Origin of the sequence: Citrobacter sp. Ce119, from assembly GCF_030334525.1 — a bacterium.
GTDB lineage: Bacteria > Pseudomonadota > Gammaproteobacteria > Enterobacterales > Enterobacteriaceae > Citrobacter > Citrobacter europaeus.
The window spans coordinates 436,698-459,915 of sequence record NZ_JAOWDR010000060.1 but is presented as its reverse complement, the minus strand read 5'-3'; the positions used below and the strand labels follow the sequence as shown (position 1 = coordinate 459,915).

At 52.4% G+C, this 23,218-nt stretch carries 24 protein-coding genes; 10 read left to right on the top strand and 14 right to left on the bottom strand.

Going from position 1 to position 23,218, the window contains the following annotated elements:
- The first annotated feature begins 5 nt into the window (after positions 1–5).
- The gene (gene yohP, locus OGV80_RS22430) at positions 6–89 is read left to right on the top strand and encodes a small membrane protein YohP (protein WP_015572324.1); all 84 of its coding nucleotides are present in this window, start codon (positions 6–8) and stop codon (positions 87–89) included.
- 103 nt (positions 90–192) lie between these two features.
- Here yohP and dusC read toward each other — a convergent pair whose 3' ends face one another.
- The 6 genes from dusC to mhbT all read right to left on the bottom strand — a co-directional run bounded on the left by dusC (position 193) and on the right by mhbT (position 6,184).
- Positions 193–1,137 (bottom strand): tRNA dihydrouridine(16) synthase DusC, encoded by a 945-nt coding sequence (gene dusC / locus OGV80_RS22425; RefSeq protein ID WP_043016944.1) that lies wholly within the window; start codon positions 1,135–1,137, stop codon positions 193–195.
- 61 nt (positions 1,138–1,198) lie between these two features.
- Positions 1,199–2,392 carry a 3-hydroxybenzoate 6-monooxygenase gene (locus OGV80_RS22420; protein WP_100194591.1) on the bottom strand — a complete coding sequence of 398 codons (1,194 nt, stop codon included), beginning with the start codon at positions 2,390–2,392 and terminating at the stop codon, positions 1,199–1,201.
- 14 nt (positions 2,393–2,406) lie between these two features.
- On the bottom strand, positions 2,407–3,051 hold the full coding sequence (gene maiA / locus OGV80_RS22415) for a maleylacetoacetate isomerase (protein ID WP_043016946.1): 645 nt from the start codon (positions 3,049–3,051) through the stop codon (positions 2,407–2,409).
- A gap of 8 nt (positions 3,052–3,059) precedes the next feature.
- Positions 3,060–3,761: a fumarylacetoacetate hydrolase family protein gene (locus OGV80_RS22410; protein ID WP_087052526.1), complete on the bottom strand. Its 702-nt coding sequence runs from the start codon at positions 3,759–3,761 to the stop codon at positions 3,060–3,062.
- Between the two features lie 15 nt (positions 3,762–3,776).
- Entirely contained in the window at positions 3,777–4,814 is a 1,038-nt protein-coding gene (gene gtdA / locus OGV80_RS22405; RefSeq protein WP_087052525.1) for a gentisate 1,2-dioxygenase, read from the bottom strand.
- An 11-nt stretch (positions 4,815–4,825) separates the two neighbouring features.
- Positions 4,826–6,184 (bottom strand): 3-hydroxybenzoate transporter MhbT, encoded by a 1,359-nt coding sequence (gene mhbT / locus OGV80_RS22400; RefSeq protein WP_087052524.1) that lies wholly within the window; start codon positions 6,182–6,184, stop codon positions 4,826–4,828.
- Between the two features lie 126 nt (positions 6,185–6,310).
- Here mhbT and OGV80_RS22395 point away from each other — a divergent pair, with 126 nt between their 5' ends.
- The 8 genes from OGV80_RS22395 (at position 6,311) to preA (ending at position 13,309) form a co-directional block, all read left to right on the top strand.
- Positions 6,311–7,219, top strand: a complete 909-nt coding sequence (locus tag OGV80_RS22395) for a LysR substrate-binding domain-containing protein (RefSeq protein ID WP_043016950.1) — start codon at positions 6,311–6,313, stop codon at positions 7,217–7,219.
- Positions 7,220–7,350: 131 nt separating this feature from the next.
- Positions 7,351–7,749: a CidA/LrgA family protein gene (locus OGV80_RS22390; protein WP_043016951.1), complete on the top strand. Its 399-nt coding sequence runs from the start codon at positions 7,351–7,353 to the stop codon at positions 7,747–7,749.
- Complete coding sequence (locus OGV80_RS22385) at positions 7,746–8,441, top strand: CidB/LrgB family autolysis modulator (RefSeq protein WP_043016952.1); 696 nt, start codon at positions 7,746–7,748, stop codon at positions 8,439–8,441. Before OGV80_RS22390 ends, OGV80_RS22385 begins: the two co-directional genes overlap by 4 nt.
- Before the next feature lie 148 nt (positions 8,442–8,589).
- A complete protein-coding gene (gene cdd / locus OGV80_RS22380) occupies positions 8,590–9,474 on the top strand; it encodes a cytidine deaminase (protein WP_043016953.1) in 885 nt (294 codons plus the stop codon).
- Between the two features lie 169 nt (positions 9,475–9,643).
- Positions 9,644–10,363: an outer membrane permeability protein SanA gene (gene sanA, locus OGV80_RS22375; RefSeq protein ID WP_043016954.1), complete on the top strand. Its 720-nt coding sequence runs from the start codon at positions 9,644–9,646 to the stop codon at positions 10,361–10,363.
- A 2-nt stretch (positions 10,364–10,365) separates the two neighbouring features.
- On the top strand, positions 10,366–10,605 hold the full coding sequence (locus OGV80_RS22370; protein WP_047409976.1) for a DUF2542 family protein: 240 nt from the start codon (positions 10,366–10,368) through the stop codon (positions 10,603–10,605).
- Between the two features lie 233 nt (positions 10,606–10,838).
- A complete protein-coding gene (locus OGV80_RS22365) occupies positions 10,839–12,080 on the top strand; it encodes an NAD(P)-dependent oxidoreductase (protein ID WP_286515779.1) in 1,242 nt (413 codons plus the stop codon).
- Positions 12,074–13,309, top strand: a complete 1,236-nt coding sequence (preA, locus tag OGV80_RS22360) for an NAD-dependent dihydropyrimidine dehydrogenase subunit PreA (protein WP_075145910.1) — start codon at positions 12,074–12,076, stop codon at positions 13,307–13,309. The genes OGV80_RS22365 and preA overlap by 7 nt, the downstream gene beginning before the upstream one ends.
- Before the next feature lie 58 nt (positions 13,310–13,367).
- Here the strand turns inward: preA and mglC are convergent, their stop codons facing one another.
- The 6 genes from mglC to folE all read right to left on the bottom strand — a co-directional run bounded on the left by mglC (position 13,368) and on the right by folE (position 20,288).
- A complete protein-coding gene (gene mglC / locus OGV80_RS22355; protein ID WP_005129205.1) occupies positions 13,368–14,378 on the bottom strand; it encodes a galactose/methyl galactoside ABC transporter permease MglC in 1,011 nt (336 codons plus the stop codon).
- A 15-nt stretch (positions 14,379–14,393) separates the two neighbouring features.
- On the bottom strand, positions 14,394–15,914 hold the full coding sequence (gene mglA / locus OGV80_RS22350) for a galactose/methyl galactoside ABC transporter ATP-binding protein MglA (RefSeq protein WP_003027396.1): 1,521 nt from the start codon (positions 15,912–15,914) through the stop codon (positions 14,394–14,396).
- A gap of 71 nt (positions 15,915–15,985) precedes the next feature.
- A complete protein-coding gene (mglB, locus tag OGV80_RS22345) occupies positions 15,986–16,984 on the bottom strand; it encodes a galactose/glucose ABC transporter substrate-binding protein MglB (RefSeq protein WP_043016958.1) in 999 nt (332 codons plus the stop codon).
- Positions 16,985–17,277: 293 nt separating this feature from the next.
- Positions 17,278–18,303 (bottom strand): HTH-type transcriptional regulator GalS, encoded by a 1,026-nt coding sequence (galS, locus tag OGV80_RS22340; protein ID WP_043016959.1) that lies wholly within the window; start codon positions 18,301–18,303, stop codon positions 17,278–17,280.
- A 144-nt stretch (positions 18,304–18,447) separates the two neighbouring features.
- Complete coding sequence (gene yeiB / locus OGV80_RS22335; RefSeq protein WP_286515778.1) at positions 18,448–19,605, bottom strand: DUF418 domain-containing protein YeiB; 1,158 nt, start codon at positions 19,603–19,605, stop codon at positions 18,448–18,450.
- Between the two features lie 14 nt (positions 19,606–19,619).
- Entirely contained in the window at positions 19,620–20,288 is a 669-nt protein-coding gene (folE, locus tag OGV80_RS22330; protein WP_003027410.1) for a GTP cyclohydrolase I FolE, read from the bottom strand.
- A 321-nt stretch (positions 20,289–20,609) separates the two neighbouring features.
- Here folE and fghA point away from each other — a divergent pair, with 321 nt between their 5' ends.
- Complete coding sequence (gene fghA, locus OGV80_RS22325) at positions 20,610–21,446, top strand: S-formylglutathione hydrolase (protein ID WP_043016961.1); 837 nt, start codon at positions 20,610–20,612, stop codon at positions 21,444–21,446.
- Here fghA and OGV80_RS22320 read toward each other — a convergent pair whose 3' ends face one another.
- The gene (locus OGV80_RS22320) at positions 21,447–21,836 is read right to left on the bottom strand and encodes a helix-turn-helix domain-containing protein (RefSeq protein WP_286515777.1); all 390 of its coding nucleotides are present in this window, start codon (positions 21,834–21,836) and stop codon (positions 21,447–21,449) included.
- A complete protein-coding gene (locus OGV80_RS22315) occupies positions 21,833–23,197 on the bottom strand; it encodes an L-serine ammonia-lyase (RefSeq protein ID WP_286515776.1) in 1,365 nt (454 codons plus the stop codon). The genes OGV80_RS22320 and OGV80_RS22315 overlap by 4 nt, the downstream gene beginning before the upstream one ends.
- Between the last annotated feature and the right edge of the window lie 21 nt (positions 23,198–23,218).

The window sequence follows — 23,218 nt, the reverse complement described above, 5'->3', positions numbered from 1 at the left end:
AATTAATGAAAATTCTGCTGTGGGTAATTCTGATTATTTTTCTGATTGGACTGTTGGTGGTAACGGGCGTGTTTAAGATGATTTTCTGATGTTGTCATTTCGCCCAGGCCTGATAGCAGAAATGTCAGGCGATTATTCTCTCTGATGCCGGATGGCGGCGTAAACGCCTTATCCGGCCTACCGGAACTGACGTCAGGCGGTAATCTCGATGGCCTGAATCGCCCGAGCGATATCCGGCGAATTGTTTAACGCACGAATCTCCTGAAACAGTGCAGTTGCCTCTGAATATTCTTTTCGCAAATACCCCAGCCATTGTTTAATCCGCGCCACGTGGTACAGCCCGGTGTCCCCCTGCTTTTCAAGACGGGTATATTTTTGCAACAACCTCACCACATCAGGCCACGGCATACGCGGCTCGTTGTACTTCACCACGCGACTCAGGTTCGGAATATTTAATGCGCCACGTCCAATCATCACCGCATCGCATCCGCTGATGGCCATGCAATCCTGGGCGCTTTGCCAGTCCCAGATTTCGCCATTCGCGATAACCGGAATGGAAAGCCGCTGGCGGATCTCACCGATCGCCTGCCAGTTGATATGTTCGGCCTTATAGCCCTGCTCCTTGGTTCGGCCATGCACGGCCAGTTCGCTGGCGCCAGCCTGCTGGACGGCATCGGCAATTTCAAACTGCCGGTCGCTGTTATCCCAGCCCAGACGCACTTTCACCGTCACCGGGAGATGAGCCGGAACCGCTTCGCGCATGGCTTTTGCGCCCCGGTAGATAAGCTCAGGATCTTTCAATAACGTAGCACCGCCGCCGCTGCCGTTGACCAGCTTCGACGGACAGCCGCAGTTCAGATCGACGCCGTACGATCCCAGTTCAACCGCGCGCGCGGCGTTCTCCGCCAGCCACTGCGGATACTGCCCCAGTAGCTGTATGCGCACCCGCGTGCCGGATGGCGTCCGACTGTCGTTATGCAGTTCCGGGCAGAGCCGATGAAATACTTTTGCCGGCAAGAGCTGATCCACCACGCGCACAAACTCGGTGATGCACAGGTCGTAATCATTCACTTCTGTCAGCAGCTCGCGCACCAGTGAGTCGAGCACGCCTTCCATCGGCGCCAGTAAAACACGCATATCGTCACCCGCAAAAAAAGAGGCGCTATGGTAGCGCCTCCGTTAGGGAGATTAAAGAGGCTCAGCGCGGCAACAGGCAGTTATCTTCTTTCCAGCCATACAGCCATTCCATACCACGATAAAATTCAGCCTGTGATTTCCCTTTCCACAGCAGATTACGCACCTGACGTTCGACTCCCGCAGCGTGATAAACACGGCCCATTTCGCGCGTCGACCAGACAATCCTGGCAGTACGCGGAATACGCACCGACTCATACAGGGCAAAGGCATCAGCCGCATCGCCGTCACACTGCTGTAACGCCCTACCAAGCGTGACGGCATCTTCCAGCGCCATACAGGCTCCCTGCGCCATATATTGCGCCACCGGATGTGCGGCATCACCCACCAGCGTAATACGATCGGTGCCCCATTTTTCTACCGGTTCGCGGTCGGCAGTGGACCAACGCCGCCAGGACGTGGGTTTATCCAGCATCTGGCGCGGTCGCGCGTGAATTCCGGCGAAATAGGAGAGAACCTCCTCTTTACTGCCATCCTTCACTCCCCACTCTTCCTGCTGACGACTGTGGAAGGTCACCACCAGATTGTACTGTTTGCCGCCGCGCAGCGGATAGTGAACCAGGTGGCAGTGCGGTCCGGCCCACAACACTGGCGCGTTAATGCGCAAATCTTCCGGCATATCATCGCAATCAATCACCGCCCGGTAGACCACATGCCCGGTCACGCGTGGCGCATCGCCAATCAGAGACTGGCGAACGACCGATTTCACACCGTCACAGCCCACCAAAATATCCGCCGTCCAGCTGTTGCCGTGCTCATCAAATACCGTCACGTCATTCTCGGTCTGGCGAATATCAACCACGTTCGTTGAAGTGCGATACTCAACGTTGGGGTGAACCAGCGCCGCTTCCCAGACAGAAGCATGAATATCAACCCGATGGATAACCGCATAAGGGCCGCCGAAGTGATCGCGAAACGCCTGCCCGGTTTCAATATGTACCACCTCTTTCGCGTTTACCGCATCCATCATGGTGATGTGATCGGTAAAAACGGCGCGCTGACGGGCGACGTCACCCACGCCAAGACTGTCCAGAGCAGAGAACGCGTTCGGTCCAAGCTGAATACCTGCGCCAATTTCACCAATCTCGTGCGCTTTCTCCAGCAACATCACTTTAATGCCCTGACGGGCCAGCGATAGCGCAGTCGCCGCGCCGCCAATCCCACCACCCACGATAATTGCGCGTGTCACTTTAGCCATTGTCGTTCTCCTTATCAGGCTGGAATTTTGTCTTGTTGATTCTCGGGCGCGGCGGCGATAAACGCCGGAAGCTGGATACAGGCATCATATACCGCCTTACAACGCGGATATCCGCTCAGATCGCAGCCCATACGTAACGCGTTCGCCCACTGTGGGATCAGACAGCAATCCGCCAGCGTCGGCGCATCACCCACGCAGAACGTCCCCGAATGACTCTGGCGCAGCATCTGTTCCACCGCGCTTAACCCTTGCTGGATCCAGTGCGCATACCAGCGTTTTTTATCTTCTTCACTGACCTTTAATTCTTCGCTCAGGTAGCGCAATACCCGCATGTTATTCACGGGATGGATATCACAGGCGATGGCATAGACGATTTCCAGCACCTTACTACGCGCCGGGAAATCGGCAGGCAGCAGCGGCGACTGCGGAAAGTGGCCGTCCAGCCAGTCGGTTATCGCCAGCGACTGCCCGAGTGATTCTCCGTCGTCGGTAACCAGCGTAGGCACCAGCCCCACAGGATTCATCCGCCGGTAGGCCAACTCGTTCTGCTGACCGATGCGAATGTTGACGCCCACCGTCTGGTAATCGAGCCCCTTCAGCGCCAGCGCAATGCGTACACGATATGACGCGGAGCTATTAAAGAAACTGTACAGCTTCATCATCCACCTCAGACAATCTTCACGGCGATGGGGGTTAAACCGTCTACGTTTCCGGTGATCACATCCCCTTTCACCACCGCCCCTACGCCTTCTGGAGTACCGGTGTAGATCAAATCGCCCGGCTGCAGTTCGAAAAAGCCGGACAGATAGCTAATGGTTTCATTAACGGACCAGATGAGGTGGCGAATATCGCTCCGCTGATGATCGACGCCGTTGACCTGCAGCCAGATAGGCGCATGGTTAACATCCGCGCTTTCGCAGGCTTTATGCAGCGGCGCGATGGGGGCAGAGAGATCGAACGCTTTGCCGATTTCCCACGGACGCCCCATCTGGCGCATCTCCATCTGCCTGTCGCGGCGGGTCATATCCAGACCGGTGGCATAGCCCCAGATATATTCGTGCGCTTTTTCCAGTAGTATATCGCTGCCCTTTTTACCAATCGCCACCACCAGCTCTATCTCATAGTGATAGTTATCGGTCTGCGAAGGGTATGGCAGTTCGAGGGTTTGACCGGCCGCCACCGGAACCACCGCATCGGCAGGTTTACAGAAGAAGAACGGCGGTTCGCGATCCGGATCAAAGCCCATTTCACGCGCATGAGCGGCATAGTTGCGGCCCACGCAGTACACGCGGCGTACGGGAAATTGTTCATCACTGCCAACCACCGGAACGGTAACAGGCGCTTGTGGTTCGAATACGTATTGCGTCATTTTCTCTCTCCCAAATTAATAACGTGCTTCACGGAACAACCCCAGCGCTTCCTGAACCGGTCTGTCCGAAAAACTAAATAAAACGGTATCTTCGTGGGTCCTGAACGACACGCCGTGCCAGGTTGGCACCACGAAGATATCTTTTGGTGAAAAATTGAAGGTTTCGTTGCCGATGGTGACCTGCCCGCTTCCTTCCACCACGTGGTAGATAGTGCTGTCGGTGGTACGCGCCATCCGCGAAGCAAAGCCCTTCGGCAACAGTTGCAGGAAGGTCCCCATTGAAGGCATGGGATAACCACCGGTTACCGGGTTCACGTAACGCATCTTGTAACCGTCCCACTCATCGGCGTCGCCCATGCGGGACAGGTCATGTAGCGCTTCACGGCTGCGATCGTAGCGATAGTTAAAAATGGGCGATGAGTTACCCTTCTGATGACGCAGCGGCAGCATATTGGCCGCATAGCGCGGTAAATAATCCCCTTCCTTGCGCGTGACCGGCTGTTGATCTTCCGGGTAGTCTTCTGCAAAACCGCAGCCCAGCAGATTCACCAGCGGCAGATCCAGACCGTCCAGCCACACCACCGGTTCGCTGCCTGGGTTGCCGTGATCGTGCCAGCGCCACTGCGGCGTCAGAATAAAATCGCCTTCATGCATCTGGGTACGCTCACCATCCACGGCGGTAAATGCCCCTTTCCCTTCGACAATAAAGCGCAGCGCAGACTGATTATGGCGGTGACTCGGCGCAACCTCGCCCGGCATGATTAACTGCAATCCCGCGTACAGCGTCGGGGTGATTGAAGACTGTCCGCGCAGCATTGGGTTTTCCAGCACCAGCACGCGGCGAATCGCCTCTTTCGCGCCAATCAGATCGCCGCTTTCCAGCAGTAGCGGACGGATCTCCTGATAGTTCCAGTACGCAGGCGCGCAATTCGCGTTCGGCGTTGACGGCACCAGACGATGCAGCGACTCCCACAACGGGGTCAGATTCTGCCCGGAAATATGCTGGTAAAACTGCTGACGGCTGTTCTTAACATCCTGATTCAGTTCAGACATAGGGATTCTCCTTATTCATTCACAACACTTGCACGTGGCAGAGTATTTGAGGCAGAGGCCGACTGGCGGATAACAACCGTCAGCAGGGCTAGCATCATCGCGCTGATGGCCGCCGGAACGGCGATAATGAAAAACAGGTTATCGAATGAGAAATTCATCGCCATCATCACGCCGCCGGATAGCGAGCCGACAATCGCGCCGCAGCGGCCAATCGCATTAGACCAGCTGACGCCCGTCGCCCGACTCTGCGTCGGATAAAGCGTGGCGGTTAACGCATTGAGGCCCACCTGAGAACCACTGATACCAATGCCGGTGCCAAAAATGGCCAGCGCCATCAGCCACAAGCCGTTTTCGCTCAGGCCAATCATGACAATACACACCGCACCCAGCGCATAGCTCACAGCCAGCACGCGGAAAGGGTTGTATTTATCCATCAGCACTCCCAGCGCCAGCGCGCCGAGCGTACCGCCAATCTGGAAGGCGGCGGTCACCCATGAGGCATGCTGCAGGTCTATTCCGCGATGGTTTAACAGCGTCGGCATCCAACTGGAGAGCAGATAAATAATCAGCAAGCTCATAAAGAACACCACCCATAACATCAGGGTAATGGGTAGCTGTCGCCCGACGAACAGCTGGCGAATGCTGCCTTTAGCAATCGCGGTGCCCTCGTTGAGATAAAATTGGGTATTGTCATAACGTTCCCGGGTGATGGCGCTAACGGTTCTGGCAATCACGTTTTGCGGCAACTGACGACGAACCTGCCAGCGTGGGGATTCCGGTAAGGCAAACAACAGGGCCACAAACAGCATCAGCGGTAGAACGCCTCCCAGCACCAGGATGCCGTGCCAGCCAATGACCGGCACCAGCTGCGCGCTGACAATCCCGCCCATCGCCGACCCCAGGGTAAATCCACAGAACATCATGGTAACCAGCGCGCCGCGCCGACGCGCTGGCAGGTATTCTGACGTCATGGTGATGGTATTTGGCATCGCGCCGCCCAGACCTAATCCGGTAAGGAAGCGCAAAATGACCAGCGTTTGTAGGTCGGGAGAAAAAGCCGATAAAAGGCTCAATGCGCCGAACAGCGCCACGCAGAGTTCTATCACGCGTTTGCGACCAAAACGATCGGACAGCGGACCGCAGAGCAGTGCGCCAGCGGTCAGACCCAGCAGGCCCGCGCCAAACAGCGGCGCCAAATCGCCGGCAGTCAGTTGCCAATGAGTGCGAATGTCGGGTGCGATAAAACCAATCGCCGCGGTATCAAAACCATCGAGCATGACGACCAGAAAACAACAGATGATAACGCGCCACTGGGTCTTGCCGACGGGGGCGGAATCGATCAGTGCTTGTAGATCACGTTGGTGAGTCATAGTGAATGCCTCAGTGCAGGTAGAGTAGATGTCTGTTTTGTTTTAGGTATGTTGCGACTTTGTATGTTTGGAGATGAAATGTACAATGGCTTTTCATGCAGAGGCATAACCTGGAGGTTATAGCAAATGGCTAACTGGGCGCAGAAACTGAAGTTGCACCACCTGCAAACGCTTATCGCGCTGGGCGAACAGGGGAATTTGACTCACGTTGCCCGGATGATGAATATCACCCAGCCAGCGTTGTCAAAATGGTTATCACAGCTCGAAGATGAGATTGGCATCACGCTCTTTGAACGTCACAGCAAAGGCTTGCGTCCTTCCGAAGGCGGTAAACTGCTACTTCAGCATGCCCAACGCCTGATCAATGATATGGAACGTTCGCAGTATGAAATCGCCCGTTTTAAGCAAGGCGGCCTGGTAGGGAGCCTGAAGATTGGTTGCTCGCCGGTGGCGACCGACTGCGTTTCACAGGCGATACTGGGTTTACTCACAGAACTGCCCACCCTGCATCTTAATATTGAAGAAAAGGTGATGACCCCGCTGCTGCACGATCTGCTTGCGGGTTCGGTGGATGTCGTCGTCGGTCGCGTCGGCGGCCGGGCGCTTCAGTTGCCGCTCAATTATCAGGTGCTGTATACCGAGCCGGTCTGCTTCGTCGCACGTCCCGACCATCCGCTGGCAAAATATCCCCTACTCACCTGGCACGATCTGGCTAACTGGCGCTGGATTGTCTGGCCGACGGGAACGCCCATCCGGATAAGCATTGATAACGCGCTAGTAGATAACGGCGTCATGCTGCCGGAAAACATCATTGAATCGGCGTCGATCAACGTCAGCACCAACCTGCTGCAAAGTAGCGACATGATCTCTATTCTTTCTCTACGCCTGGCGCAGCGTTATGCCGCCCAGGGACAGTTGGCTATTCTGAATCTGCCGAAAATTGAACAAAAAGGCAGCGTAGGCGTATTCTGGCGCAACAATGAAACGCCCACTACCGCTTTGAATCGTTTTCTGTATTACCTGGCACAGGTTTAGCGTAGATAGTTAGGGCCATCGCCCGATGTTCCAGATATCTATTTCCTCTATGCTTAGAATTCATGATGTGATCGGTAGCACGTTTTGAAGTTTAATTGTATGATGAATCAGTCTCGTCAAGGGTTTCAACTATGAGCAAAGCACTGAACACTATCTGGCAATATTTGCGCGCATTCGTCCTGATTTATGCCTGCCTCTATGCAGGTATTTTTCTTGCGTCACTACTTCCTATCACCATTCCGGGCAGCATTATCGGCATGCTGATTCTGTTTGTTTTACTGGCTTTGCAGGTGTTACCAGCAAAATGGGTTAACCCTGGCTGCTACGTGCTGATTCGTTATATGGCCCTGCTGTTTGTCCCAATTGGCGTTGGGATCATGCAGTACTTTGATCTGCTCCGCGCACAATTTGGTCCGGTGGTGGTGTCCTGCACCATCAGTACGCTGGTCGTTTTCCTGGTGGTGAGCTGGAGTTCGCACATTGTGCACGGTGAGCGCAAAATCGTTGGGCAAAAAGGGTCTAAAGAATGATGTCGTATATATGGTGGTCGTTACCTCTGACGCTGGCGGTATTTTTCGGCGCACGTAAGCTGGCTGCACGATTTAAAATGCCGCTATTGAACCCGCTGCTGGTCGCCATGGTGGTGATTATTCCCATTCTGCTGCTGACCGGTATTCCCTACGATCACTATTTCAAAGGCAGTGAGGTGCTGAACGATTTGTTGCAACCTGCCGTGGTCGCGCTGGCCTATCCGTTATATGAACAGTTGCACCAGATCCGCGCCCGCTGGAAATCAATCATCGCTATCTGTTTTGTGGGAAGCATCGTGGCGATGGTTACGGGTACAACAGTCGCCCTGTTAATGGGCGCATCGCCGCAAATTGCCGCGTCTATCATGCCGAAATCGGTCACTACGCCTATCGCTATGGCGGTGGGAGGCAGTATTGGCGGTATTCCGGCTATCAGCGCCGTTTGCGTCATTTTTGTCGGTATCCTCGGAGCTGTGTTTGGACATACGTTGCTTAATGCGATGCGTATTCGCACCAAAGCCGCACGTGGGCTGGCAATGGGCACTGCTTCGCATGCCCTCGGCACCGCTCGCTGTGCGGAGCTGGACTACCAGGAAGGCGCGTTTGGCTCTCTGGCGCTGGTTATTTGCGGGATTATCACCTCGTTGGTCGCCCCATTCCTGTTCCCGATTATTCTGGCGGTGGTCGGTTAACCTTCATTTTTTGGTAATTTATTTGCGATGCGTTGCACATTTTTCATTTAAGTTTCATAAGTTGCACACACAATGAGATTTGGATCACATATAAAGCCGTAACAGGCCCGTAAACTACGATTCCATTACATTGTTATGAGGCATCGCCATGCATCCACGTTTTCAAACTGCTTTTGCCCAACTCGCGGATAACTTGCAATCAGCCCTGGCGCCTGTTCTGGCGGATGTGCATTTCCCCGCCATGCTGACTGCTGAGCAGGTCTCTTTGCTGAAACGCGAATCGGGACTGGACGAAGACGCGCTGGCATTCGCTCTGCTGCCGCTGGCTGCGGCCTGCGCGCGTACCCCGCTGTCCAATTTCAACGTTGGGGCAATTTCTCGCGGCATCAGCGGTAACTGGTACTTCGGTGGGAACATGGAGTTCCTGGGCGCGACCATGCAGCAAACCGTTCATGCCGAGCAAAGCGCCATCAGCCACGCCTGGTTGCGCGGTGAAAAAGGGCTCGCCGCCATCACCGTCAACTACACGCCGTGCGGACACTGTCGCCAGTTTATGAACGAACTGAACAGCGGACTGGACTTACGCATTCATCTGCCGGGGCGTGCGCCGCACGTGCTGCGCGATTACCTGCCAGATGCCTTCGGACCGAAAGATCTGGAGATCAAAACGCTGCTGATGGACGATCAGGATCACGGCTTCGCGCTGCAGGGCGATGCGTTGACCCAGGCGGCAATTACCGCCGCCAACAGATGCCATATGCCGTACAGCAAATCCCCAAGCGGCGTTGCGCTGGAATGCAAAGATGGTCGAATTTTTAGCGGCAGCTATGCTGAGAACGCCGCCTTCAATCCGACCCTGCCGCCGCTGCAGGGCGCGTTAAACCTGTTGAATTTGAACGGTTATGACTACCCGGACATCCAACGCGCCGTGCTGGCTGAAAAAGCCGATGCGCCGTTGATTCAGTGGGATGCGACCTCCGCCACCCTGAAAGCGTTAGGCTGCGATAATATTGAGCGCGTTTTGTTAGCGTAAAAATTCGTACTGCAGGGCGGATCGGCCAATACCGCCGTCCGGCCTGCAAGACGACCATTCAATATGACCGTTTTGCTGAAAATCCCCTCAATCAGATTGCTGTTTCTTGCGCTACGTCTTCCGGTACAGTAGCCTGATTGAAATTCCATCCAAATAACGAGTTTTCTGCATGTTAAAGCGCGTGTTTTACAGCCTGTTAGTCCTGGTAGGCTTGCTGCTTTTGACTGTGCTTGGACTCGACCGGTGGATGAGCTGGAAGACAGCCCCCTACATCTACGACGAACTGCAGGATTTACCCTACCGCCAGGTTGGTGTGGTTCTGGGCACGGCGAAGTATTACCGCACCGGCGTCATCAATCAGTATTATCGCTACCGCATTCAGGGCGCATTGAACGCCTATAACAGCGGGAAGGTAAACTATCTGCTGTTAAGCGGCGACAACGCGCAGCAAAACTATAACGAACCCATGACGATGCGTAAGGATCTTATTGCCGCAGGCGTCGATCCAGCAGACATCGTGCTTGATTACGCCGGGTTCCGGACGCTTGACTCCATCGTGCGTACCCGCAAAGTGTTCGATACCAACGATTTCATCATTATTACCCAGCGCTTCCACTGCGAGCGTGCCTTGTTTATTGCGCTGCATATGGGTATCCAGGCTCAGTGCTACGCCGTACCTTCGCCAAAGGATATGCTCACCGTGCGGGTACGTGAATTTGGCGCCCGTTTTGGCGCACTTGCCGATCTCTACATTTTTAAACGTGAACCCCGCTTTTTAGGCCCACTGGTGCCTATCCCTACCATGCATCAGGTACCGGACGACGCACAGGGATATCCGGCGGTTACGCCTGAACAACTGCTCGAATTACAAAAGAAACAAGGAAAATAAGCATGGATGTACAAACCCTTTTCGTCGTGTTGGCCTTTCTGCTCATTCCCGTATTTTGTTTTCGCGAAGCCTGGAAAGGCTGGCGCTCCGGGGCCGTAGATAAAATTAAGAAGAATGCGCGCGAACCGGTCTACGCTTATCGCCATGAAGAGCCCCTGCAATTTTGGTCTTATGTACTGGTTTATGCCGGATGCGGATGTTTATCCTTCGGTATGGTTATTTACTTAGTTTTTTATCGTTAAGGATATTGCCTTTATATTAGCATTTGAGAATAGCTAATATTTTGATAATAGTTACCATTTCAATATAAGGGATTAATGCTGTCTCCCAGCATTTCCCTCAAACTATCTTCTATTTGTGAATTCTTTCACAGAATACTCTTCCTGCAGTGCTTAGCCTTAAGAATAGCCTTTCACTTTTTATATTTTGTTATTAACGGTTTGCCTTAATTTACTCAAGCATTAAGGAAGAAAATATGCCACTACAAAATTATCTGGATGAGCTCACGCCTGGTTTTACTCCATTATTAGCAATAAAAGAGGCTTCCCGCTGTTTATTATGTCACGATGCTCCCTGTAGTCAGGATTGCCCGGCGCAAACCGACCCGGGGAAATTTATTCGCTCCATTTATTTTCGTAATTTTAAAGGCGCCGCCGAAACTATCCGCGAAAATAATGCGCTCGGTGCGGTGTGCGCCCGGGTTTGCCCGACAGAAAAATTATGCCAGCGCGGATGCACGCGCTCAGGAATTGATAAGCCTATTGATATTGCGCGTCTGCAGCGTTTTATTACCGATTTTGAACAGCAGACTGCAATGAAAATCTATCAGCCCGCAACAAAAACGTTGGGTAAGGTCGCCGTCATCGGTGCGGGGCCGGCAGGGTTACAGGCCAGCGTAACGCTGAGCAATCTGGGTTATGACGTCACCATCTTCGAAAAACAGGCCCAGCCAGGCGGCTGGTTGCGCCATGGCATTCCAGAGTTTCGTCTGCCGCACTCGGTTTTGGATCATGAAATTGCCCGTATCGTTGAAATGGGCGTGACTATCAAGTGCAATTGTGAAGTCGGCAATGCCCTTTCCGTTGAGCAACTCAAAGCAGAATATCGCGCCGTACTGGTTACCGTAGGCATGTCTTACGGTTCAACGTTACCTCTGTTTGAGAGAGCGAATCACGTCGAAATTGCCGTCGATTTTCTGCAACGGGCCCGGCAAGCCAGCGGCGATATTACCGTCGCGCAAAGTGCATTAATCATCGGTGGCGGCGACGTGGCGATGGATGTCGCCAGTACATTGAAGCTGCTGGGCTGCCCATCAGTCACCTGCGTCGCGCGTGAAGAACTGGCCGACTTCCCGGCCAGCGACAAAGAATTCAGCAGCACTCAGGCATTAGGGGTATCGATTATTGACGGTTTCACGCCGGTAGCGGTTAGCGGAAATCGCGTCACCTTTAAGCACGTAAGCCTGCCGGGCGAACTCACGCTTGAAGCCGAACACATTATTCTCGCCGTCGGCCAACATGCTCAGCTTGCTAATTTCGCCGCGTTAAAGCCACAGCGTAATCTTATTGATACGCAAAACTACCAAACCGCCGATCCGGTCCTGTTTGCTGCGGGCGATATTGTTGAAGGCGATAAAACGGTGGTTTACGCCGTGAAAACCGGTAAGGAAGCCGCTCAGGCCATTCATCACTATTTAGAGGGAGCTTGCTCATGTTAACGAAAGATCTTTCTATTACTTTTTGCGGCGTCAAATTCCCCAACCCATTCTGCCTCTCTTCCTCGCCGGTAGGCAACTGTTATGAAATGTGCGCCAAAGCCTATGATAGCGGCTGGGGCGGTATTGTTTTTAAAACGATAGGTTTCTTTATTGCGAATGAAGTCTCCCCACGTTTTGATCATCTCACCAAAGAAGATACTGGCTTCATTGGCTTCAAAAACATGGAGCAAATTGCCGAGCATCCGCTGGAAGAGAATCTGGCCGCGATCCGCCGACTGAAACAGGACTACCCTGACAAGGTCCTGATTGCGTCGATCATGGGAGAAAATGAGCAGCAATGGCAGGAACTGGCCCGTCTGGTTGAAGAAGCGGGTGCAGATATGATCGAGTGTAACTTCTCGTGCCCGCAAATGACCTCACATGCCATGGGCAGCGATGTGGGGCAAAGCCCTGAGCTGGTTGAAAAATACTGTCGGGCGGTTAAACGCGGCTCTACCCTGCCAATGCTGGCTAAAATGACGCCAAATATTGGTGATATGTGCGAGGTGGCGCTGGCGGCAAAACGCGGAGGTGCCGACGGTATCGCGACCATCAATACGGTTAAATCCATCACCAATATCGACCTGAAGCGGAAGATCGGGATGCCGGTCGTCAATGGTAAATCCAGTATTTCCGGCTACTCCGGCAAGGCCGTTAAACCTATCGCCCTGCGTTTTATCCAACAACTGCGCATGCACCCTGAACTGCGCGATTTCCCAATTAGCGGCATAGGGGGAATTGAAACCTGGGAGGATGCCGCTGAGTTTTTACTGTTAGGCGCGGCCACGCTGCAGGTGACCACCGCGATCATGCAATATGGATATCGGATTGTGGAGGATATGAGCAGCGGATTGTCACATTACCTCGCCGATCAAGGGTTTGAGTCACTGGAGGAGATGGTGGGTCTGGCCAATGCCAATATCATCCCCGCTGAGGAACTTGATCGTAGCTACATCGTCTATCCGAACATCCATCTTGATAAATGCGTTGGTTGTGGGCGCTGCTACATCTCCTGCTATGACGGTGGGCATCAGGCGATGGAATGGAATGAGGAAACCCGCACGCCGCACTGCGACACGGAAAAATGTGTGGGATGCTTGTTGTGCGGTCACGTTTGCCCGGTTGCCTGTATTGATCTGGGCGAGGTGAAATTTAAAACCGGAGAGAAAGAACATGCGTTAACGCTGTAACGCTGATAAGAAAAGCCCGGTACAGATTGCGCTGTGCCGGGCTTTTTGCGTTGTACGTTTACTTCTTACGCGCGTACTTCAGTGAGTCCAGCGCCACAGCGAAGATAATAATGCCGCCCTTGATAATATACTGCCAGTATGGGTTCACGCCGATGTAGGTTAGACCATAGTTGATAACGGTGAAGATAATCACACCGGTCACCACGCCAAACACGGTCCCTACCCCGCCGCTGAACGACACGCCGCCAACCACGCACGCCGCAATCGCATCCAGTTCATACATAAAGCCGAGGTTGTTGGTCGCCGAGCCGATACGCCCGGCTTCGAGCAAACCACCGAAGGCATAGAACACGCCAGACAAGGCATAGATAATCAGCAGGTTCAGCGCAACGTTTACCCCGGACACTTTCGCAGCTTCCGGGTTTCCGCCGATGGCGAAAATGTTTTTACCGAAGCGGGTCTTGTTCCACAGCACCCACACAAAGGCTACGGCAATCAACGCGTAGAAGGTGATGTAGGAGAGTCGGAAACTGCCTAGCGCAATAAAGCCCTGCGCAAAGGTTGAGAATCCGCTGTCAAAGCCAGAAATTGGCGATGCGCCGACGAAGTCGTAGTACAGGGAGTTGATCCCGTAAACGATAATCATCGTACCCAGAGTGGTAATAAACGGCGTCACGTTCAGATAAGCAATGATAATGCCGTTCACCAGACCGATAACGGCACCAATCACGCAGACAATCAGCACCACTACGATGATTGGCATCGTAGCCATCTCAGGAAACACCTTATTGGCGTTCTCCATCGATTGCAGCAAGGTTGCCGCCACGACCGCCGCCAGGCCGACCTGACGTCCCGCAGACAGGTCGGTCCCCTGGGTAACGATCAGCCCGGCCACACCCAATGCGATAATAATACGCACCGAGGATTGCGTCAGAATATTACTCAGGTTCAGTAAACTTAAGAAAGTGGGATCCTGGAAAATAATAATTGCCAGCAAAACTAAAAGAACAACGTAAATTCCGCCTTCTTTCAGGTAAGTAAGAAAACTTTTCTTATTTAACGCACTCATAAGGAGCCCCTAATCTTAAAGGTGCAAAGACGCAAGACGGAGGATTTCGTTTTGCGTTGTAGTTTTAGTGTCAACAATTCCGGCAACGAGACCATTGCTCATCACCAGAATACGATCGGTAATACCCAGCAGCTCCGGCATTTCAGAGGAAATAATAATAATCCCCTTATCCTTTTTCGCGAGTTCGGCAATCAACTGATAAATTTCAAATTTCGCGCCAACATCAATACCACGCGTGGGTTCATCCAGCATCAGAATTTCTGGCTGGGTTAATAACCAGCGGCCAATAACGACCTTTTGTTGATTACCGCCGGATAGTGAACCGATTTGTGTACGATGGCCCGGCGTTTTCACCCTCATTGAGTCAATAACCCACTGGGTATCGCTCTTCATGCGGGAATTATCCAGCAGACCAACTTTATTTTTATAATTTTGGATATTGGAAATTAACGAGTTAAAACCAATATCCAGATACGCATAAATACCGGTTGAGCGGCGCTCTTCCGTGACCAGCGCAAAACCGTGGTTGATGGCTTCATTTGCGCTGTGGTTATTAATCTTTTTGCCGTGGAGCGTAATCGTACCCGATGATTTCTCACGAATACCAAAAAGCGTTTCAACGATATCAGTACGTTTTGCGCCCACCAGACCGGCAATCCCGAGAATTTCCCCTTTGTGCAAATCAAACGAGATATCACGAATCGACGGCTGACGCAGCGAAGTCAGGTTACGCACTTGCAGAATAACTTCACCGGGTTTGTTCTCTTTATCCGGAAAACGTTGGTTAAGTGAACGCCCAACCATCATGGCGATAATCTTATCCATATCCAGCCCTTCCAGTGGCTGAGTCGCTATCCACTGGCCGTCGCGCAGCACGGTAATTTCATCACACAGCTGGAAGATTTCCTCCATCTTGTGCGAAATATAAACAATGCCGCATCCACGCTCTTTCAGCTTACGGATGATGGTGAACAGATGGTTAACTTCTTTCTCGGTTAGCGATGAAGTCGGCTCATCCATGATGACGATTTTGGCGTCATAGGAGAATGCTTTCGCAATTTCAATCATCTGCATTTGTGAAACGGATAATGTGCCAACGCGCGCGCGCGGATCGATATCAATATCCAGTTCATCGAATATCGCTTTGGTATCGCGGTACATTTTTTCCTGATCGACAAACATGCCTTTGGTGGGATAGCGTCCCAACCACATGTTATCCATCACAGAACGTTGTAATACCAGGTTTAATTCCTGGTGGACCATCGAAATACCATTCTCAAGCGCTTCTTTAGCAGAATGAAAATCGATTTCTTTACCCTGAAATAAAATACTGCCGGAATCTTTTTGATAGATGCCGAAAAGGCATTTCAATAATGTGGATTTCCCCGCGCCATTCTCGCCCATTAAGGCATGAATCGAATGCGGGCGGACTTTTAAATTGACATTATCAAGAGCCTTAACGCCGGGGAAGGACTTGTTGATGCCGGTCATTTCCAACAAGTATTCGCCTGACGACTGAGTATGTGTGCTGACCATAATTATACCTTGTTGGCCTTGCAGAGTGCATAATTAAGGGCGCAATGAAATTGCGCCCACATACGGAGTATTTATTTGTTGGTAAACTCTGCCAGATTATCTTTATCGACACCTACGTACGGAACGCGAACAATCTTGTTCTCAATTTTCCAGTTGGTGCCATCAGCTGCACCTTTGCCGTCAGCCAGATTTCTCGCCAGATCGAAGGTAGCTTTCGCCTGATTGTTGGCATCGTTCAGCACGGTACCGGCCATTGCGCCAGACTTCACCAACGCCAGTGCTTCAGGCAGCGCATCCACACCAAATACCGGTACGCTGGTTTTATTGTGTGCTTTCAGCGCTTCAACTGCGCCCATTGCCATCGCATCGTTGTTGGCGATAACCACTTCAATTTTGTTCGCGTTTGGACCGGACATCCACGCATCCATCTTATCTTTCGCCTGAGCGGTATCCCACATTGCAGTATCTAACTGCAACTGCTCAGTTTTAATGCCTTTGTCGTTCAGCTCTTTAATCACGTAAGTGGTACGCGCTTCAGCATCCGGGTGTCCCGGTTCGCCTTTCAGCAGAACAAACTGAATTTTGCCGTCTTTGTTCAGGTCCCAGTTCGGGTTTGCAGCCCAGTGTTTGGCAATCAAATCACCCTGAATAATACCGGATTCTTTAGAGTCGGTACCGACGTAATACGCTTTGTCATAGCTGTCCAGCGCCTTACGAGAAGGTTCTTTGTTGAAGAACACGATCGGTACGTTCTGTCCGCGTGCTTTTTCAATGACCGTGCCTGCTGCTGCCGGGTCAACCAGGTTAATCGCCAGTGCTTTCACACCTTTTGCCAGCAGCACGTCGATCTGATCGTTTTGTTTGGACTGGTCGTTCTGCGAGTCATTCATCAGCAACTGGACATCTGGCGCCGCTTTAGCATCTTTTTCGATAGCCTTACGTACCACAGACATAAAGTTATCATCATACTTATAGATAGTTACACCAATGCGGGTATCAGCAGCGTGCGCAGCCGCGCCGAATAACATGCTTGCCATTACAGCAGACAGGGTCAACACCTTCTTATTCATGGTATCTCCGGTTTTATTATGCAGGGTAGTACTTGAGATAAATGCTCGGCAGGCAGAACGTTACTGAAGTGTTACTGAACGCCGAAGCTCACTTTTAAAAAATATTTCTTCCGTGTCTGGCAACGCTCCAAAAACAGGCTTTAATTTTTGTTTAAGGCACCTATACCTCGATGAAAGTGATTATTCACCGTTACATAGTAGTTACAGCGCAACAAACAGTGTCATCATAGCTATCGCATTGTTAATATACTGTGAATTTACTCACATATTGAAAGCGGTTACATCGCGCAACGTTATGAGTTAGTGATCGGTGCCGCATTCTGCCGCAGCGCCACCGAATGGCGACGCACCAGCGTCGGCATAAAGCAATGCGTCGCCTGCGGATCCAATGTGCCTGCCGCGCCCTGCAGCGCGAGCTCCGTCGCCATTTTTGCCATTGAGGCAATGGGATAGCGCACAGTGGTCAGCTGCGGATCGGTGTAACGCGCGATGGGAATATCATCGAAGCCAATGATAGAAAGGTGTAATGGAATAGCGATGCCGTTATCTTTTAGCGCAGTCAGCGCGCCGGCAGCCATATTATCGTTGTAGGCGAAGACCGCCGTCAGTTGTAAGTTACGTCCCAACAGTTCCACCATCGCGGACTCTCCGCCCTGCATATCGGGCGAACCGGTGCCGACCCAGCTTTCTGCCGCAACAATCTCCTGCTCTTTTAGGGCTGTTAACCACCCTTCTTTACGCATGGCATCATCTTCAATGCGATGGCTTGATGCCAGATAACCGATACGTTGGTGACCATTATTCAGCAGCATTCGGGTCGCCATTTTAGCCCCACTGATGTTATCCAGGCAGACGCAACGGTGAGCGTAGCCTGGCACCAGGCGGTTGATCAGCACCATGCCGGGGATCTGATCCATAAACTCGGCCAGCTCCCGATCGCTCAATGCTTTAGAGTGAACAATCAGTGCGTTACAGCGCTGGCGAATCAACACCTCAATGGCATGACGTTCTTTTTCCGCCTCATGATAGCTGTTGCCAATCAGGACGTACTTCTGATGCTGCTGGGCAACCATATCCACGGCTTTTACCAGCGCGCCAAAAAACGCATCTGATACATCCATGACCACAACGCCAATGGTGTCGCTTACCTGCGTCGCCAGCGCTTGCGCGTTGGCATTAGGTCGATAGCCCAATTGCGTGACGGCTTTCATTACCGCTTCACGCGTATCGGGACTTACCAGCGCACTGTTGTTTAATACGCGAGAAACGGTCGCTACAGAAACGCCAGACTGTCGTGCCACATCACGGATGGTTACCATATTCACTGCCCTGTTTTAGATTGTGGTTACCCACAGACACCCCAGGTTGGGTATTTTGTCAGCACAATGAAACGGACTGCGTGAGTGGTGTCACAGGAATGAAAGCGCTTACATCCATTTTGTTAATGAATGTGATCCAGATCGTTATCTGGATGTACGCGGCAATGATGTCCCCGCAGCACGCAGGGTTAATTGACGCCACAGCCATTCTATCGGGCCCTGGCGGTAAAAACGTAGCCATAGGACGGAGAAAAGTAGATTCACGGCCCAGACCGGGATGACGAAAAACAGCAGCTCCAGCCGGTCATATTTCATAAATAAGCCGGCCTGGTAAAACAGCGTGGTGCAGATTAAGGTTTGTAACAGATAGTTGGTTAATGCCATGCGGCCCACACAGGCGATGGCAATGACCCATTTAAAGCGGCTAAGCTGCGGCCAGTAACCGAACATCAGCGCGGCGTAACCGATAGTCTGCAACGGCGCGCCCAGCTCTCGCGGGGCTTGCAGCAAGAAGGCACACCAGCGGTAGGTCCAGTCCAGTTGCCACTGAATGATAATAGCAGGCAGGTTAATCGCCATGCCGATAATAACCAGCAGCACGCCGGTGCGTCGGTAATGCTGTAAGCTGTACTGCCCTTTTAGCCAGCCGCTGCGCATTAATGCCGCGCCGAGCAGCATCATCCCCGCCAGTTGCCAGCCGTATTGCGCGCCTAACGCCAGCAAGCTATTGGACATCATATCCACGCGATTGCTGACCGCTTCCATTCCGCCGTTCACTTTCCAGTATTTTTCATACAGCAACGCTGAGGCATCCGGCGTCCAGGCGCGACTGGTTTCACTCCCTGAGATAACCCCCAGCAGCAGCAGTACGCCAACCCCCACCAGATAAAGCAGTAAACCGGTGTTAAACAAGCTTTTTATCGACGGCGCATCCCGGATCAACCGCCAACAAATCAGGCCAATTAAGCCATATGCCAGCAGGATATCGCCATCCCAGAAAAGTAAACCGTGTATAAAACCCAACAGCACCAGCAGCGTAAGCCGCGACTGGATCCAGCGTTTGCCGCGCGGGAGCAGCATTTGCAGACCGGCACCGAACAGCAATGCAAACAGCGTGAGGAATTTTACCTGCGCAAAGAGATCGAGCAGCGCCCAGGTCCAGGCATCGGATAAGGTGATGTTGCCATACCACGCGGGATTGAGGTATGCCGCCTTTGGCAAGCCAAAGGCGCTAATATTGAGAAGCAGGATACCAAGAATGGCGACGCCACGAATAAAATCCAGCGTGACATTACGCTCCATGGTTCCTGCCCTAATCAGTTGTGATGACGTACTGCGCGCAGGAATTCCTGACGCGTGTTCTGGCTGGACTTAAACAATCCGCCAAGAGACGTGGTCGTGGTCGCACTGGTCGCATCACGAATGCCGCGCGCTTTCACACAGTAATGTACCGCATCAATCGACACCGCCACATTATTGGTTCCGAGCAGCGTTTGCAGCGCGGTGAGGATTTGCTGGGTCAAACGTTCCTGAACCTGCGGACGCTGTGCAAAGAACTGCACAATTCGATTAATCTTCGACAGACCAATGACCGAATCTTTCGGGATATACGCCACCGTCGCTTTGCCGTCGATAGTGACAAAGTGGTGTTCGCAGGTGCTGGTCAGCGTGATATCGCGGACCGTGACCATCTCGTCCACCTTCATTTTGTTTTCAATGACGGTGATTTTCGGGAAGTTGGCGTAATCGAGGCCGGAGAAAATCTCATCGACATACATTTTCGCAATGCGATGCGGAGTTTCCATCAAACTGTCATCGCTCAAGTCGAGATTGAGCAACTGCATAATCTCGGTCATATGGCCCGAGATAAGACGTTTGCGCGTTTCGTTATCCATCTCTTGCACGGGCGGGCGTAGTGGCGTTTCAAGACCACGCGCGACCAGCGCTTCATGAACCAGGGCCGCTTCTTTACTGAGTGATGACATTTCTTCTTCTCCTGCAGGTGGGGCGCCTCTGCCCTGCATGGGGCAAAGTTTTTAGGCTGTGTCACAGCCAGAACATTGTGCGTGAGGCGGCGCACATAATCCAGTATTCACCGCGATAATTATTGAAATTGGCGCAGCCTTTCAGCGTAGCGATTTCACTTTTCATTCAACCCGGTGACATCGAGTGTTAATGTAAAGTTATATAGATGATGAAGTATGTTTGCTCAATGCGGAAGTGAAAGTTACTCACAGTGCTATGAATAATCTGTATTATGGTGAGTTCGCAAACACATTCAGGTTCAACACAATAAGGAGCCACGCATGGAAATGCTTGAAGAGCACCGCTGTTTTGAAGGCTGGCAGCAACGCTGGCGTCACGACTCTACCACGTTAAATTGCGCCATGACCTTCAGTATTTTTCTTCCGCCACCCCGCGATAACGCCCCGCCTCCGGTGCTGTACTGGCTGTCGGGCCTGACCTGCAATGATGAAAACTTTACCACCAAAGCCGGTGCGCAGCGCATCGCGGCTGAACTGGGCATTGTTCTGGTGATGCCGGACACCAGCCCGCGCGGCGAGCAGGTTGCCAACGATGACGGCTACGATTTAGGCCAGGGCGCGGGATTTTACCTCAATGCCACCCAGTCACCGTGGGCAACGCATTTTCGCATGTATGACTATCTGCGTGATGAGCTGCCGGCACTGATTCAATCGCAGTTTAACGTCAGCGATCGCTGCGCCATTAGTGGACATTCCATGGGCGGTCACGGCGCGTTGATTATGGCGCTGAAAAATCCCGGGAAATACACCAGCATTTCCGCCTTTGCGCCGATCGTCAATCCTTGCCGCGTTCCGTGGGGCGAGAAGGCGTTTAGCGCTTATCTGGGTGAAGATAAATCACAGTGGGCCGAGTGGGACAGCTGCGCGTTAATGTTGGCCAGCAAGCCCGCAGATGCGATTCCGACGCTAATCGATCAAGGCGACAGCGACCAGTTTCTTGCCGATCAGCTCCAGCCTGCGGTACTGGCCGAAACGGCCCGTCAAACCGCATGGCCGATGACGCTGCGCATCCAGCCAGGTTACGACCACAGCTATTACTTTATTGCGTCGTTTATTGAGGATCACCTGCGCTTCCATGCCCAGTATCTGCTGAAGTGATCACCAGTAAAGCGTATTTTCTATTGCCGCGCTGTAGCTCATCTCTTCTGACTGCGGCGCGGACGCTTTACGATTTAGATCGGCCGCCTGCTGGCGTACCTGTAATCGCCCCATGCTCTCACCGCCTTCATGACCTTCGTTAAAATTACGCACTTCAGACTCGAATAAGATTGCATCCAGGTGGTGCAACTTTTTCAGCGCCCGCAACAGGGAGATAAGCGTGTCCAGATTGAGGCCACCGCCTTTCTCGATGCGTTTAATGGTCGCAATGCCGACCTGTGCACTGTCAGCAAGCTGCTGCTGCGTTAGCGCCAGAGAAATCCGCGTTTCTCTGATGCGAGCGCATAATGACAAGATTATTTCATCATTATTCATGGTGTGATATTTCATGCCGCCCTCCCCCGATTTTTGGGCTGAATTTTCCCAAGACAGCCGTGATACGTTTCGCGGTACTTCGCGCTCATGTCTTTACCCGTTTCATACATGGCTGCAATCACCTCATCGAGCGAAACGCATGGCTCACTGACGCGGCTCATCGCCATCGTTGCGGCGTTAATCGCTTTTACGGACGAAATCGCATTTCGTTCGACACAGGGAATTTGTACCTGCCCGCCAACCGGATCGCAGGTCAGCCCGAGATGATGCTCCATGGTGATTTCTGCGGCATTCAGCACCTGAGCAACTGACGCCCCCATCAGTTCCGCTAACCCGGCCGCGGCCATCGAACTGGCCACACCGATCTCTCCCTGACACCCGACCTCAGAACCCAAAATAGACGCGTTTTGTTTGAACAGTAGCGCAATGGCGCCAGCGGTGAGGAAAAAGCGGATAACCGATGCGCTATCCAGCTTACAGACAAACTTATCGTACCAACTGAGGACCGCTGGGATGATACCGCTGGCACCATTGGTCGGCGCGGTCACCACCCGCCCTCCTGCGGCGTTTTCTTCGCTGACGGCAATCGCAAACGCATTCACCCAGTTGAGGTTGGTGAGAAAGTCGTTAGCAGAGGGTTTCATTGCCAGTAATTTATAGAGCGAGCAGGCCCTGCGCGGCACCTGATACGAGCCAGGCAGTAGGCCTTCAGTATGCAGACCACGATGGACTGCCTGCTGCATTACCGCCCAAACATGCGCGAAATAGTCATGCAACACCGCCTGAGAATGCATCTGTAACTCATTTTTCATCATTAATGCCGCAACGGATAATCCATTACACTGGCACAGCGCCTGCAACTGCGCGGCATTTTGAAACGCAAACGGAAATGCGTTTTTTTGCGCGGCTCTCTCGGGCACCGACTCGCCGGGTTTGCGAACCTGGCCGGCGCCGGTTGAAAACCATGTTTCTTCATACAACGTAAAATAATCATCCCTGGCGCGAAACGTCATCGCATAGGGATGACCAGAATGCGGATGTTGATTCGGCTTAATCGCGACCGTCACGGTAACTGAAGGAGAAAGCGTCAGGGTGCCGTCCTGTTCAGCACGTTTAATGAGATCCATCTGCTGGCGTAAATCAACATCATCCGGCTGATTGCCCAACAGCCCCAGATAAAGAGCGATATCAACGTTATGACACTTGCGGCTTAATGAGAGCGCGCCATATAGCTCAACCTCGATTTCTCGCGTTAGCGGTAAGATCTCCTGTAGCTTTAATTGTGAAATGAAGTTAAACGCGGCACGCATTGGCCCTACTGTTCTTGAACTGGAAGGCCCAATAACGACTTTAAAAATATCAATACAACTTTCCATTTCAGACCCATCCCTGTTAGT